Below are 13208 nucleotides of genomic sequence, written 5' to 3' on the forward strand. Positions count from 1 at the left end.
ACCCTTATTCGGCAGCTTCCGCCTGAATGAAACCACCAGATTGCCGATGCCAGAACCGGGCATAAAGCCCGCCCTGATCCAAAAGATCCTCGTGCGTTCCGGTTTCCACGATTTGCCCCTGATCCAGAACGATGATCCGGTCCATCTCGCTGAGCGTCGACAATCTGTGGGCGATGGCCAGAACGGTTTTGCCCTGCATCACCCGATGAAGCGCCGATTGAATCGACGCCTCGACCTCGGAATCAAGGGCTGAGGTTGCTTCGTCCAGAACCAGAATTGGCGCATCCTTGAGAATGGCGCGTGCAAGGGCGATCCGTTGCCTTTGGCCACCGCTGAGCTTTACGCCACGCTCGCCCAGATGAGCGTCATAGCCGGTGCGGCCATGGCCATCCTTGAGGCTCAGGATGAAGTCATGCGCTTCGGCCTTGATTGCTGCTTCGATCAACTCGGCCTCGGACGCGTCCGGGCGACCATAGAGGATGTTTTCGCGGGCGGACCGGTTGAACATCGCCGTTTCCTGCGTGACCATGCCGATCTGGCGGCGCAAACTGTCCTGCGTGACCTGCGACACGTCCTGCCCATCGATGCAAATAGCGCCATTTTCCCTGTCATAGAGCCGAAGAAGCAGCGAAACGAGCGTTGATTTACCCGCCCCTGAGGCCCCGACAATTCCCAGCTTCTCGCCCGGTTTCACAGTCAGCGTCAGGTCCGTAACACCGCCCACATCCCGGCCGTATGCAAAACTGACATCTTCAAACGAGATGGATCCTTCGGTCACATCAAGATCCTTCGCGCTGCGCGCATCTTCGACCCTGTCCCTTCTGGCCAGCGTCTTCATCCCGTTTTCAATCTCGCCCACATTGGCATAGAGGCCCATCAACGTGAAGCTGACCCATCCGGTCATCTGCGAAATGCGAACCGACACCGCGCCCGCAGCAACGATGTCACCTGCGGTTGCCATTCCGAACTGCCATAACCACAGCGTCGCCCCCAGCAGGAGAACAGGCAGAATGCCGGCAAGCGCCATCAGGACGAACCGGAAACTGGCCGACAGCTTGCCGAACGCCAGTGATTTTTTCCGCAGCTCGACCATTGAATGCCGCGCGGCCTGATCTTCGAAATCCGAGTGTGCAAAAAGCTTGACGGTTTTGATGTTGGTGATCGTGTCGACCACCTGCCCGGAAACCATCGCCCGCGCCCCGGCGCGTGCGGCCGAGCGCATGCGAATACGCGGCAGGTACCAGCGCACAAGCAGGAAATAGACCACCAGCCAGGCCGCAAAAGGCAGCATCACCAAAGGATGAATAGACCCTAACAAAAGCAAAGAGCCCACCAGCGACGCCAAGGCAAACACAATCGCACTGATCGTTTCGGACACGACCGAGGCCATGGCGTTCGACGTTTGCATCTGTTTCTGGGCAATGCGCCCGGCGAAATCATCGTCGAAATAGGTGACAGACTGGCCCAGCGTCCAGCGGTTCAGCTTGGCCAGCACCAAAGGCGTGATGTTGGGCATCACGATATAGTTGTTCGAAATCGAAGACAGCCCAAACAGGATCGGGCGCAGCAGCATGAAGAACACCACCGCCCCAAAGATCATCCACATATTCCCGGCGGTCATGAAATGCTCGGGCCCGCTGGATGTTGCCACATCGATCACACGTCCCAGAATCCACGCTGTTCCAGCCTCCATCGCGCCGGCCAGCGCCGAAAAGAACGCGGCGACAAACAGCATGGGCCAGGCGCCCGAAAGGCTCCAGCGAATGAACGCCCCCAATGTCTGCGGCGGGGGCGTTTCAGTGGTCCTGAACGGATAGATGAGATCGGCAATCTTCATTCAGCGGCCTCCGGGTTCATGAAGCCGCCAGATTGCCGCGCCCAGAACTGCGCGTAAAGGCCACCCTGCGCCAACAGATCAGAATGCGCGCCCTCTTCGACGATGCGGCCCCCGTCCATCACCAGAATGCGGTCCATCTGCGCAATGGTGCTGAGCCGGTGCGCGATGGCAATCACGGTCTTGCCCTGCATCATTCCGTAGAGCGTTTCCTGAATTGACGCTTCGACCTCGGAATCCAGCGCCGATGTCGCCTCGTCCAGCAAAAGGATTGGTGCGTCCTTCAGGATTACGCGGGCCAGCGTTACCCGCTGCCGCTGACCACCGGACAGCTTTACGCCCCGCTCACCCACATGCGCGTCATACCCGGTGCGCCCCTGCGGGTCTTGCAGGTCAAGGATGAACGCATGCGCTTCGGCCTGTTTGGCTGCGGCAATCATCTGCGCCTCGGTCGCATCCGGGCGACCGTAAAGGATGTTGTCACGCACAGACCGGTGCAGCAGCGAACTGTCTTGCTGGACCATGCCGATATGGCTGCGCAGGCTGTCCTGCGTGACGCCCGCAATGTTCTGATCATCGATCAGAATGGCACCGCGTTCGACGTCGTAAAACCGCAAAAGCAGCTTTACCAGAGTCGATTTCCCGGCACCCGACCGCCCAATGAGACCGACCTTTTCACCGGGCTGAATGGTCAGGTTGATGTGGTCAAGCCCACCAGCCTCGCGCCCGTAATGGTGCGAGAGATCCCGGATCTGAATTTCTCCTCTGGTCAACCGCAGGGGTTTGGCTTCGCGCGCGTCAAGCAGGTCGATGGGTTGCGCGATGGTCTCCATCCCCTCGGCCACGATACCAAGTTGGCGGAAGAAGCTGGTCAGCGCCCACATGATCCATCCGGTCATGGCGTTCAGGCGCAGGGTCAGTGCGGTTGCTGCCGCGACGACACCAACCGAAGCGGAACCCTGCATCCACAAGGCAATTGCCCAGCCCACGACACCCACGATCAGCACCCCGTTCAGGGTGACCAGAACCGCATCCATGATGGTGAAAATCCGCATCTCGATCTGGAATGTCCGGCGGGTTTCCTCGATCGCTTCGCGGGCATAGTCCAGCTCTTGCGGGCCGTGCGCGAACATCTTGACGGAATGAATGTTTGTATAGCTGTCCACGACGCGGCCCGTAACGGTTGACCGCGCATCGGATGCCGCCTTGGACGCCGGCCCGACACGGTGAACCGTCCAGCGCACCAGCATCGCGTAGAACGCAAACCAGATCAGCAGCGGGATCAGCAGACGCGCATCCGCCGCATAAAGCAGGATTGCCGCCCCGATCAGGTAAGCCAGTGAAAAGGAAATCGCGTCAAAGACCTGAAAGATCACCTCACCCGCTGCGGGCGGTGTCTGCATGATCCGGTTGGCAATCCGCCCGGCAAAATCATTCTCGAACCAGCCAACCGACTGACGCAGAACGTGCTTATGGGCGCGCCAGCGGATCAGAGTGCCAAAGTTCGGCAGAATCGTGTTGTTCAGGATCAGTACGTCGACCAGATGCAACAAAGGGCGCAGAAACAGGACAAAGGCCGCGATCAACAGCAGCTCGGTCCCGTGGTTCTGCCACACCTCGGTTGGTGTGCCGCCCAACAGGTCAACGACACGACCCATATAATAGATCAACCCAATCTCGACACCGGCGACGACAATGGAAATCAGCGCAGCCCAGACAAACACCCGATAGAACGGGCGCGAATAGTCCAGCAGAAACGGCCACAGCCGGGTCGGCGGCGCGTCAGCCTCATGATAGGCGACAAATGGGTCAACAAGGTTTTCGAAATAGCGAAACATGGAGTGTGCTCCGATTGAGCAGAGATAAAGACGTGCGAAGACAGATGGCGCCTGAACACCACCCTTTACGGGGCAAGTGTCCCGGCTTTAGCCGAACCAGATCCCGTAATACATTCGCATTCCTCCATCCATGTGACGGGCGCACCTAACCACAATGGACCAAAGTTGTCATCCCCTTTTGAGACTAAACATTAACTTGCAAGCAAGTCTTCACGTGACAGCGCAAAACCCGACGCGATCCAGCGGCTTTCAAGCTCGGCCAGTTTCTGGCCCAGCGCCGGGCCGGTATACCCGGGGATCAGGTCCTTGGCCTGTATAGGGAAACGCGCGGCTGCGCCTGCGTGCAGGTCCTGTCTGAAGCTTTCGGACCAGGGCTGTTCAAAAAAGGCGCACCGTAAAAGGGTTTTGTTCAACCCGCCTTCGTCACCATACCGATAGCCCAGTTCAGCCACGCTGGTGGTTGACTGCGCTTCGCTCCGCATTCCGGTCAGGCGTTGCAGTTGCGAACGGCTCAGGCGCAGGGTTGCGGCGTCATCGGGTGTCGCGATGGCCGCCAGACGGCGCAGGGGGTTCGACTCGGCACCTGCCGCATGTTCCAAAGCGACCAGAGGTGCCAGTGACCGGTCATCCGCGCCCGGCAGCAATTGCGCTAATACGCCTGTGCTGCGCATCGTCGCAATAGCCGGGGCCGGATCGGGTGCGCCCAGCAGTTTCAGCAGTTCGGCCCCGACGCGTTCCCGCGACAACGAGGTCAGCCCGTCAAGATTGGCACCAATGGCAGCCAGCGCGTCCGGGTCGAAACCGGCATCCGGGTCGCCATACCATGCGTGAAACCGGAAATAGCGCAGTGACCGCAGATAGTCTTCGCAAATGCGGTCCTCGGCCTCGCCGATGAACCGCACGCGCCGGGCCTGAAGGTCGGGAAGCCCGCCAAGCGGGTCTAACACGGTGCCATCTGGCAGCGCATAAAGCGCATTCATGGTAAAATCGCGCCGCGCAGCATCTTCTTCGACGTGATCGGAAAAGGCGATGACGGCGCGGCGACCATCGGTTTCGACGTCACGCCGGAAAGTGGTGATCTCGTGCGGGATACCGGCGCTGACCACTGTAATCGTGCCATGGTCGATACCGGTGGGGATGGCCTTGAGGCCGGCAGCCTGCGCCATCTCGACAACCTGTTCAGGCCGGGCATCAGTGGCAATGTCGATATCCGACACCGGCGCGCCCAGCAGCGCATTGCGCACGCACCCACCCACAAAAAGCGCCTGCGCCCCGGATGAGGTCAGGGCGGCGCATACCTTTTGGGTCGCCGGTTCGCTGACCCAAAGCTCCTCAATCTGCATCATTCATTCACCCGCGCTGCAAGCCCGCGCAATATGCGGGCCGTCGCACCCCATATGTAATAAGGGCCGTACGGAACTGTGTAATATCTGCGTTTTTGTCCGCGCCAACGGCGCGATTCCACCAGATAATTCTTGGGATTCAAGAGATGCGCAAGGGGGGTCGAAAAAACTTCGTCGACTTCGCCGGGTTCCGGAACAGGTTGAAATCCCTTTCGAAGAACGGCCACCACGGGTGTGACCGTGAATGAAGTGACAGTTTCATGCGTCGGCAGGTAACCCAGAATTTCGGGAAGGTCCGCGGGAAGGCCGATCTCTTCCTGTGCTTCGCGCAGGGCCGTTGCCGTGACATCCGCATCCCCTTCGTCCTGTTTGCCACCGGGAAACGCGATCTGACCCGGATGATGCTTGAGGGCCGAGGACCGTTTCGTCAGGATCACCCGAGGGGTGTCATCCGCAAGCGAGATTGCAACCAGAACCCCCGCCGGGCGCAGGCGGCGGCCGGGTGGCAGGACAGTATCCGGGTTCAGGTCAAAATCGCTGGACCCGTGACCGGGACGGCGCAGCGCCGTCCGGATCTGTTCAATCGGGTCAAGCACCCTTTCGGTCTTCGGCTTCAAAGCCAACCGTTGACGGGTCAAGCACATAGTGTGCGCCGCAGAACTGGCAATCGGCGGTGACCTGACCTTCGGGCGTCGTCATCTTTTCGAGGTCCTTTGCCGAATAGATCGACAGGCTCTGCCGTACCCGGTCTTCGGAACAGGTGCAGCCAAACTGCACGGACTGCGCATCAAAGACCCGTGGCTGTTCTTCGTGGAACAACCGGACCAACAAATCAGTCGGCGCAATCGAAGGACCGATCAGCTCAAGATCCTCGACTGTGTCCAGCAGGATATTGACCCGGCCCCAGTTCTCGCCCTCTTCGCCGTCGACCAGATCGCTGGCGGTCAGGATCTCGCCATTGCCCTCACCCGAGGCGGCAAATGGCGAAGCTTTGGGCATATGCTGCAACATGATGCCGCCGGCACGCCAATGTTCATCCACGCCGGGCTCGGTCGATTTGCCAAAGCTCAGCGAGAACCGGGTTGGCAGCTGCTCGGACTGTGCAAAATAGGCCTCGGCGCAGGCGCTGAGGGAGGCCCCGGTCAGCGGCGTGATACCCTGATAGGGTTGCGTGCCTTCGCCCTGGTCTATCATGATGGCAAAATACCCTTCGCCCACCTGATCGAAGGGGGCCGTATCGGTGAGCCGGTCACGGTCAAAGCTGGCATAGGCCCGGATCTGCGCAGGCTGACCTTCGGCCTTGGGTGCGTAATAGTCGGTCGCAATCATGCGCACCGGCCCCTTGGACTGCACCTGCAACGACAGCTTCCAGCGCAGCGCAACCGTCTGCCCGATCAATGCGGTCAGCAGGGCCATCTCGGCCACCAACGCCTCGACCTGTTCGGGGTAGTCATGCTGCTTCAGGATACCATCCAGCACACCATCCAGGCGGGCCACTCGGCCACGCATATCCGATACATCGAGTTGAAAGGGCAGGACGGTATCGTCCCACGCGATTTTCGTTCCAAGAGACATGGGGTTTCCTTACGCGCCACAGGTTGGCATACCGGCACCATATAGGTCGAACAGATTAGGTTGTAAGGGGCCATACATGATCAGGCGGTTCGGTGAAACCCCAGAGCCGGGGCGGAAATACACGCGACGGGTCGGTGTTTACGCACTTTTGCCCCGCAGAAGTCACCTTTTGCTGACCTGCCAGACAGAACCCGGACCCGACCTGCAATTGCCCGGCGGGGGTATTGATCCGGGCGAATCACCCGTTACCGCCCTGCATCGCGAAGTCTTTGAAGAAACCGGGTGGCTTATTGCGGCGCCCCGGCGGATTGGTGCCTTTCGGCGCTTCACCTATATGCCGGAATACGACCTGTGGGCCGAGAAGGTCTGCCTGATCTATCGCGCCCGCCCCGTGCGACGCATAGGCCCGCCGACCGAGGCGTTTCACGAAGCGCTGTGGATGGAAACTGCTGACGCCGTCGGTTTACTGGGAAATGACGGTGACCGGCACTTTGCCGAATTGCATCTCGGGTCGCTTTAAGGTCCGTTATATTCAAAAAAGACGGCCGAGACATCATCGCCGATGCCGTCTTTGGGTGACATCACTTGCGTCAAACGCCAGAACATGTCGTCCAGAAACTCTGACCCGCCCCTTTCCGACATGCTCTGTTGGGCCATCTGACGCAAACCGTCTTCTTCCAGCAAGCCACCACCAGCCAGTTGGCATTCGGTAAACCCGTCCGAGTACAACAGTAGCTTGTCGCCGGGCTGCATCTGCGTCTCGATTTGTTGAAAGCGCGCATCTTCGATCAATCCTATGGGAAAGCCTCCGTCACCAAGAAACTCGGCGCGGCCACCCTGCCGCAGCAGCAGGGGGTGCGGATGCCCGGCCTGTACCATTTTCAGATGCCCGTTGCGCAGGTCGACGATGGCGTAAACCATGGTAAAATACTCTTCGATACCCTCATCGGCCATCAGGCGGGAATTGAGCGTTTCAGCCACGTATTTCGGTGGAAGAAGTGCATAAAACTTGTCGAACCTCCGCTCCATCGCGACGTTCTGATCGAAATGCTTGCTGGACAGGTACCCCCCCAATCGCGCCGTCATCATGGCCGAGGTGATACCATGGCCGGATACGTCGATGCTGTAGAACCCAAGCCGGTTCACCCCGGGCGAGAACATCCCCACCAGATCACCGCCGATATGACCACAGGGTTTCAGCAACAGACTGACTTGTGACTTCCCGAATGACCGGGTCAGTTCGGGAACCAGCGATTCCTGAATTTTCCGCGCCTGCATCAGGTCCTTGTCGATCGCGTCATGCGCCAGCCTGAGTTCCTCGAGCGCGGATTCGATCAGGCGGTTTTTCTGTGAGAGCTCGCGCTGCATGTCCAGAATGCGCGCACCGGCTGAAATTCGGGCGCGCAGTTCGTCCGCCTCAAGCGGCTTGATCAGAAAATCGTCTGCCCCGGCATCCAGACCGCGCGCGACCTCCTGCTTTTCGCTTTTGGATGTCAGAAGGATGAAATAGCTGTATTGATCCGTTTCCAATGCCCGAAACGCACAGCAGAATTCAAGGCCGCTCATCCCCGGCATGACCCAGTCGCTTAGCACAAGATCGGGCGGATTATCGACACAAAGTGCCAAAGCGGCATGGCCTGTATCGGCCTCGATCACCTCGAACCCCCACTTCCTGAGAGAGGCCACCAGAATGCGCCGTTGCAGGCGGCTGTCATCCACCACCAGCACCGTGCGGATCGCGCCGAAATCCAGATCAGCTCTGGTTTCCTCAAAACTCGCACCCGGCACCATTTACCCTCTGCTCTGATGAGTTTCGTCACTGATGGCGACCCTATCGCCGACTGATTTAACATCCGGTGAAGAGTGACGATTGCCGAAGAGTGGCCCCGTTAACCTGCTTTTTACCGGGCGCGTCTATTCAGAACCATGACCATTCATTAGCTGGTGTACATCATGATCCACTGGGCCAGAGTCAGACAATTGCGGGATGAAGTCGGCCCCGAGGAATTCGATGAGGTGGTCGAGATATTTCTGGAAGAAGTGCAGGACGTGATCACCCGCCTGCGCCGCGACACCAACCGGGCCGAGTTGGAGCAGAACCTGCATTTCCTGAAAGGCAGCGCATTGAGCCTGGGGTTCGATCAATTCTCGAAACTCTGCCAGGATGGGGAACGGCAGGCCGCAGCAGGGCAAGGGGCCGAGGTTGATCTGCCAGCGCTTTTGGCCGCTTTCGACAGCTCGAAAACCATGTTTGAAGCCGAGCTGAATGAGAACCTGAACTAGATCACGAACTGTGCCAGCGTCTCGTCCTCGGTGATGTCGGTATAGGTGAACCCTGCATCGTCCAGATGGGCAAACAGGCGCATGAAGTTTTCGGGCTTGCGGGTTTCGATCCCGATCAGAACCGAGCCGAAATTGCGCGCCGATTTCTTCATGTATTCGAACCGGGCGATATCATCCTCGGGGCCGAGAATATTCAGGAACTCTTTAAGAGCGCCGGGTCGCTGCGGCAGGCGCAGGATGAAGTACTTTTTCACACCGGAGTACCGCTGCGCACGTTCCTTGACCTCGGGCAGGCGTTCGAAATCGAAATTGCCGCCGGATGTCAGGCAGACCACGGTCTTTCCGCGCACAAAGCTTTGGATATCACCTACTGCCTCGATCGCCAGCGCCCCCGCAGGTTCCAGCACGATGCCTTCGACATTCAGCATCTCGATCATGGTGGTGCAGATACGGTCCTCGGACAGGACCAGAACGTCCGACAGGTGACGTGATTTCAACAACTCGAACGGCTTTTCACCGATCCGCCCGACCGCCGCGCCATCGACAAAGGTATCCACATGATCCAGCGAAACAGGATGCCCCGCGGCCAGGGCTGCGCGCAGACAGGCCCCTCCGGCCGGTTCGACGAACAGGCAATGGGTGCGGTCCCCGAACCATGTGGCCACGCCGGCGGACATGCCGCCTCCGCCCACGGGAAGCACAACGTGATCGGGCGCACCACCCATCTGCCTTTCGATTTCAACCGCCAGCGAGGCTTGCCCTTCGATCACATCGGCATCGTCAAAAGGCGACAGGAAATACCCGCCCTGCTGCGTGCACCATGCCTGAGCGGCAGCAAGCGTGTCATCGAAATAGTCACCGATCAGATGAATCTCGACGTTGTCCCCGCCAAAGATACGCGTTTTCTGGATCTTCTGCTGAGGCGTCGTGACCGGCATGAAGATCACGCCCCGGACCCCCATATGCTGGCACATATAGGCCACGCCCTGCGCGTGATTGCCCGCGCTGGCACAGACGAACAGGTTCTGTCCCTGTTGCTTGCGCATGGCGTTAAAGGCACCGCGAATCTTGTAGGAGCGCACCGGGCTCAGGTCTTCGCGCTTGAGCCAGATATCCGCCCCATAACGGTCGGACAGGTGGGCATTGCGCTGCAACGGCGTTGCCGGGAAGACAGAGCGCATCGCCTCTTCGGCGGCGCGGGCGCGGGTCATGAAGTCGGTCATGCCCGCCTCCCTGCCCCATCAGCGTGATAAGGGCAAGGAATACATATGTGTACGGGCGTCAGCGTAGTTCGCGCTTCTCGACGACAAAACCGTAAAGGGCCGTCATGATGCTGACGCCCAGCATGAGCAGAAACCATTGCGCAACTAGGAAATAGACAAAGCTGCCTATGATTGGGGCCAGAGGTGTATGTAGCAACAAATTCGGTATTGCTGTAAGAACTCCAACACAAAGTGCGGCAACAAAAATCGGCTTAGAGAACTCTTTGGTTTTGCGCCACGAATCTGGAACTTTCATAAATTCCCCAACTGCCGCAGCCGGTAACACGAGCGAAAGCCTAAACGAAATGTACGAAATGACGACACCAAGCAAAAAACCAAGAAAGGTGCCGTCATCAGTTGACACCCCGCCATCATAAAAAACGGCTGCAGGTACCAGAAAAATAAAAACAGCGACAAGACTCAGTAGAATGCTCAATGGGATAATCCGAAGAAATGCGCCGCCATAGGCCCACATACGGTCTCCGTCCCATACTGGCCACGCGAGATGTGGTTCAACGTTCTGAAGTACGTAACGATGCCAGCCTACGGCCACCCAAACCAGTACGATCAAATAGAGGACTGCGAGTACAAAGCCAGCTAGAGACACGCCCAACATCGGAGAGAGTTTATCGGTCTCCGGCAAACTTTCCGTCTGAAAAATAGTCAAAAAATAGAATGCGGTGCCTAAAACAAGAAACGGAAAAAAGCTTAATCTCAACGCGACTGATATGTTGTCCAAAAGCATTAATACCGCATGCCTAAAAATCTTGTAGCCCAGCATCCTAAAACTGCCCTCTCAACCAATCCTTGTTCTCTTTCCCTCCGTTTCACCTCATTTCCCGGCCTTCGTCAACGCGCACCAACTTGCCCCCGCGTCCAAAACCCGCTAGGGGCCAATCGTTCTACGCATAAAGGGAAGTCAGATGTCCGCGCCCAAGAAAGTTGTTCTGGCCTATTCCGGTGGCCTTGATACCTCGATCATTCTGAAATGGCTGCAGACCGAGTATGGCTGTGAGGTCGTGACCTTCACCGCCGATCTGGGTCAGGGCGAGGAACTGGAGCCCGCACGCCAAAAGGCCGAATTGCTGGGGATCAAGCCCGAGAACATCTATATCGAGGATATCCGCGAGGAGTTTGTCCGCGATTTCGTCTTCCCGATGTTCCGTGCCAATGCGCAATATGAAGGGCTGTACCTGCTGGGTACCTCGATCGCACGGCCGCTGATCTCGAAACGTCTGGTTGAGATTGCCGAGGCCACTGGTGCTGATGCTGTTGCCCACGGCGCAACCGGCAAGGGCAACGATCAGGTGCGGTTCGAACTGGCGGCTTACGCGCTCAACCCAGACATCAAGGTCATTGCACCGTGGCGCGAATGGGATCTGACCAGCCGCACCAAGCTGCTGGAATTCGCCGAGCAGAACCAAATTCCGATTGCCAAGGACAAACGCGGTGAGGCGCCGTTCTCGGTTGATGCAAACCTGCTGCATACCTCGTCCGAGGGCAAGGTTCTGGAAGACCCCGCCGATATGGCACCCGACTATGTCTACCAGCGCACCGTCCACCCCGAAGACGCCCCGAATGAGCCTGAGTTCGTCGAAATCGGCTTTGAAAAAGGCGACGCCGTCAGCATCAACGGTGAGGCGATGAGCCCGGCCACGATCCTGACCAAGCTGAACGAATATGGCGGCAAGCACGGTATTGGCCGTCTGGACCTGGTCGAAGGCCGGTTCGTGGGCATGAAGTCGCGCGGTATCTACGAGACACCCGGCGGCACCATCCTGCTGGAAGCGCACCGTGGTATTGAATCCATCACAATGGACCGTGGCGCGATGCATCTGAAAGACCAGCTGATGCCGCAATATGCGGAACTCATCTATAACGGTTTCTGGTACAGCCCCGAGCGCGAGATGCTGCAAGCCGCCATCGACAGGTCGCAAGAGCATGTCACCGGCACCGTTCGCGTGAAGCTGTACAAAGGTCTGGCCTCGACCGTGGGTCGCTGGTCGGATCATTCGCTGTACTCTGAGGCGCATGTGACCTTCGAAGAGGATGCAGGTGCGTACGATCAGAAAGATGCGGCAGGCTTTATCCAGTTGAATGCGCTGCGTCTGAAACTGCTGGCTGCGCGCAACAAGCGCCTGTCCAAGTGATCGACGAAGACGATAGCGACGACGAACTCGACATGTTCATCGAGGCGCAGGACACGGTTTGGGCCGATGTCCTGCGCGAACTTGAACAGGGGCAGAAAACCAGCCACTGGATGTGGTTCGTGTTTCCGCAACTGGCCGAGCTAGGTCAATCCCATATGGCACAGCTCTACGGCATTGAAGATCTGAACGAGGCGACACGCTATCTGAACCACCCGGAACTGCGCGACCGGCTTAGGCAGGCGGCCTCGCTGATGTTGCTGCACGCAGGACGCGATGCCAGCGACATTCTGGGCGGAATTGACGCGAAAAAGCTGCGATCCTCGATGACATTGTTTTCGTCTGTGGCAGATGCTCCGCCCGAGTTTCGTGCTGTTTTGGACGCCTTCTATGGCGGTAAGCCTTGTGACCGGACGGTTCAGATTCTCGGCGCATCGTGATAAGAAGTTCCAGTTGGGTCAGCCTTGCCTGTTCGGCACCTGACGCATTACGCATTCGGAAACCGTGAAAGGACCCCGAATGCTTCAGGACATCGCCGATGGAATTCAAAAAGGGCTGAACGGCAAAAGCTTTGACGGTTCGCTCAAATTCGATTGCGGCGCGGACGGTGTGATTGTTCTGGCGGACAATCAGGCAACGACGCAGGATCGGGACACGGATTGCACAATCCGCATCTCGCAGGAGAACCTGACCAAGCTGTTGACCGGAAAGCTGAACCCGATGACCGGCGTTGCTTTGGGCAAGCTCAAGATCTCGGGCAATATGGGTGTTGCGATGAAGCTGGGGCAACTGCTGGGCTGAGTTTACTGCAAAGCTGGCCTTTGTCCCAGGCCAGCCAGACCGGCGGTCCCGCCCGCGGTGTACCGCCGTTCCCCATCGGGATACCTATCGCGCATGATCCGTCGCAAATGAACGGTGGTTTCGTC

13 protein-coding genes are annotated in these 13208 nt (G+C 58.4%); 5 read left to right on the forward strand and 8 right to left on the reverse strand.

Annotation, left to right across the window (positions count from 1 at the left end; genetic code table 11):
• Positions 1-4: 4 nt before the first annotated feature.
• From ACR0M3_RS05220 to hslO, 5 genes are all read right to left on the reverse strand, one after another.
• Positions 5-1837: an ABC transporter ATP-binding protein gene (locus tag ACR0M3_RS05220; protein ID WP_480831999.1), complete on the reverse strand. Its 1833-nt coding sequence runs from the start codon at positions 1835-1837 to the stop codon at positions 5-7.
• Entirely contained in the window at positions 1834-3672 is a 1839-nt protein-coding gene (locus ACR0M3_RS05225; protein WP_480909903.1) for an ABC transporter ATP-binding protein, read from the reverse strand. Before ACR0M3_RS05225 ends, ACR0M3_RS05220 begins: the two co-directional genes overlap by 4 nt.
• 191 nt (positions 3673-3863) lie before the next feature.
• The gene (locus ACR0M3_RS05230; protein WP_480909904.1) at positions 3864-5018 is read right to left on the reverse strand and encodes a CCA tRNA nucleotidyltransferase; all 1155 of its coding nucleotides are present in this window, start codon (positions 5016-5018) and stop codon (positions 3864-3866) included.
• A complete protein-coding gene (locus ACR0M3_RS05235; RefSeq protein ID WP_480482502.1) occupies positions 5015-5611 on the reverse strand; it encodes a CoA pyrophosphatase in 597 nt (198 codons plus the stop codon). The genes ACR0M3_RS05230 and ACR0M3_RS05235 overlap by 4 nt, the downstream gene beginning before the upstream one ends.
• Positions 5604-6590, reverse strand: a complete 987-nt coding sequence (hslO, locus tag ACR0M3_RS05240; protein WP_480538373.1) for an Hsp33 family molecular chaperone HslO — start codon at positions 6588-6590, stop codon at positions 5604-5606. Before hslO ends, ACR0M3_RS05235 begins: the two co-directional genes overlap by 8 nt.
• A 76-nt stretch (positions 6591-6666) precedes the next feature.
• On the opposite strand from hslO, the gene ACR0M3_RS05245 reads away from it, so the two are divergent.
• Positions 6667-7110, forward strand: coding sequence for an NUDIX hydrolase (locus tag ACR0M3_RS05245; RefSeq protein ID WP_267363745.1), 444 nt, complete (start codon positions 6667-6669; stop codon positions 7108-7110).
• Here ACR0M3_RS05245 and ACR0M3_RS05250 read toward each other — a convergent pair.
• Complete coding sequence (locus ACR0M3_RS05250; protein WP_480909905.1) at positions 7107-8381, reverse strand: PP2C family protein-serine/threonine phosphatase; 1275 nt, start codon at positions 8379-8381, stop codon at positions 7107-7109. The genes ACR0M3_RS05245 and ACR0M3_RS05250 overlap by 4 nt on opposite strands.
• Positions 8382-8543: 162 nt before the next feature.
• Between ACR0M3_RS05250 and ACR0M3_RS05255 the strand changes: the two genes are divergently transcribed.
• On the forward strand, positions 8544-8873 hold the full coding sequence (locus ACR0M3_RS05255; protein WP_209506897.1) for an Hpt domain-containing protein: 330 nt from the start codon (positions 8544-8546) through the stop codon (positions 8871-8873).
• Here ACR0M3_RS05255 and ilvA read toward each other — a convergent pair.
• Both ilvA and ACR0M3_RS05265 read right to left on the reverse strand, forming a co-directional pair.
• On the reverse strand, positions 8870-10096 hold the full coding sequence (gene ilvA / locus ACR0M3_RS05260; RefSeq protein WP_480538375.1) for a threonine ammonia-lyase IlvA: 1227 nt from the start codon (positions 10094-10096) through the stop codon (positions 8870-8872). The genes ACR0M3_RS05255 and ilvA overlap by 4 nt on opposite strands.
• A 58-nt stretch (positions 10097-10154) precedes the next feature.
• A complete protein-coding gene (locus tag ACR0M3_RS05265) occupies positions 10155-10916 on the reverse strand; it encodes a hypothetical protein (protein ID WP_480482510.1) in 762 nt (253 codons plus the stop codon).
• A 142-nt stretch (positions 10917-11058) separates the two neighbouring features.
• On the opposite strand from ACR0M3_RS05265, the gene ACR0M3_RS05270 reads away from it, so the two are divergent.
• The 3 genes from ACR0M3_RS05270 to ACR0M3_RS05280 all read left to right on the forward strand — a co-directional run bounded on the left by ACR0M3_RS05270 (position 11059) and on the right by ACR0M3_RS05280 (position 13083).
• The gene (locus ACR0M3_RS05270) at positions 11059-12285 is read left to right on the forward strand and encodes an argininosuccinate synthase (protein ID WP_480909906.1); all 1227 of its coding nucleotides are present in this window, start codon (positions 11059-11061) and stop codon (positions 12283-12285) included.
• 32 nt (positions 12286-12317) lie between these two features.
• Positions 12318-12722 (forward strand): DUF1810 domain-containing protein, encoded by a 405-nt coding sequence (locus ACR0M3_RS05275; RefSeq protein ID WP_480909983.1) that lies wholly within the window; start codon positions 12318-12320, stop codon positions 12720-12722.
• A 79-nt stretch (positions 12723-12801) separates the two neighbouring features.
• Positions 12802-13083 carry an SCP2 sterol-binding domain-containing protein gene (locus ACR0M3_RS05280; protein ID WP_480482514.1) on the forward strand — a complete coding sequence of 94 codons (282 nt, stop codon included), beginning with the start codon at positions 12802-12804 and terminating at the stop codon, positions 13081-13083.
• Positions 13084-13208 lie beyond the last annotated feature (125 nt).

It is taken from the genome of Ruegeria sp. O5 (genome assembly GCF_056535105.1).

Bases quoted from the DNA above. Each gene is read 5' to 3' on its own strand.
- ACR0M3_RS05220 (WP_480831999.1), bottom strand. From the start codon at position 1,837: ATGAAGATTGCCGATCTCATCTATCCGTTCAGGACCACTGAAACGCCC.
- ACR0M3_RS05225 (WP_480909903.1), bottom strand. From the start codon at position 3,672: ATGTTTCGCTATTTCGAAAACCTTGTTGACCCATTTGTCGCCTATCAT.
- ACR0M3_RS05230 (WP_480909904.1), bottom strand. From the start codon at position 5,018: ATGATGCAGATTGAGGAGCTTTGGGTCAGCGAACCGGCGACCCAAAAG.
- hslO (WP_480538373.1), bottom strand. From the start codon at position 6,590: ATGTCTCTTGGAACGAAAATCGCGTGGGACGATACCGTCCTGCCCTTT.
- ACR0M3_RS05245 (WP_267363745.1), top strand. From the start codon at position 6,667: ATGATCAGGCGGTTCGGTGAAACCCCAGAGCCGGGGCGGAAATACACG.
- ACR0M3_RS05250 (WP_480909905.1), bottom strand. From the start codon at position 8,381: ATGGTGCCGGGTGCGAGTTTTGAGGAAACCAGAGCTGATCTGGATTTC.
- ACR0M3_RS05255 (WP_209506897.1), top strand. From the start codon at position 8,544: ATGATCCACTGGGCCAGAGTCAGACAATTGCGGGATGAAGTCGGCCCC.
- ilvA (WP_480538375.1), bottom strand. From the start codon at position 10,096: ATGACCGACTTCATGACCCGCGCCCGCGCCGCCGAAGAGGCGATGCGC.
- ACR0M3_RS05265 (WP_480482510.1), bottom strand. From the start codon at position 10,916: ATGCTGGGCTACAAGATTTTTAGGCATGCGGTATTAATGCTTTTGGAC.
- ACR0M3_RS05270 (WP_480909906.1), top strand. From the start codon at position 11,059: ATGTCCGCGCCCAAGAAAGTTGTTCTGGCCTATTCCGGTGGCCTTGAT.
- ACR0M3_RS05275 (WP_480909983.1), top strand. From the start codon at position 12,318: ATGTTCATCGAGGCGCAGGACACGGTTTGGGCCGATGTCCTGCGCGAA.
- ACR0M3_RS05280 (WP_480482514.1), top strand. From the start codon at position 12,802: ATGCTTCAGGACATCGCCGATGGAATTCAAAAAGGGCTGAACGGCAAA.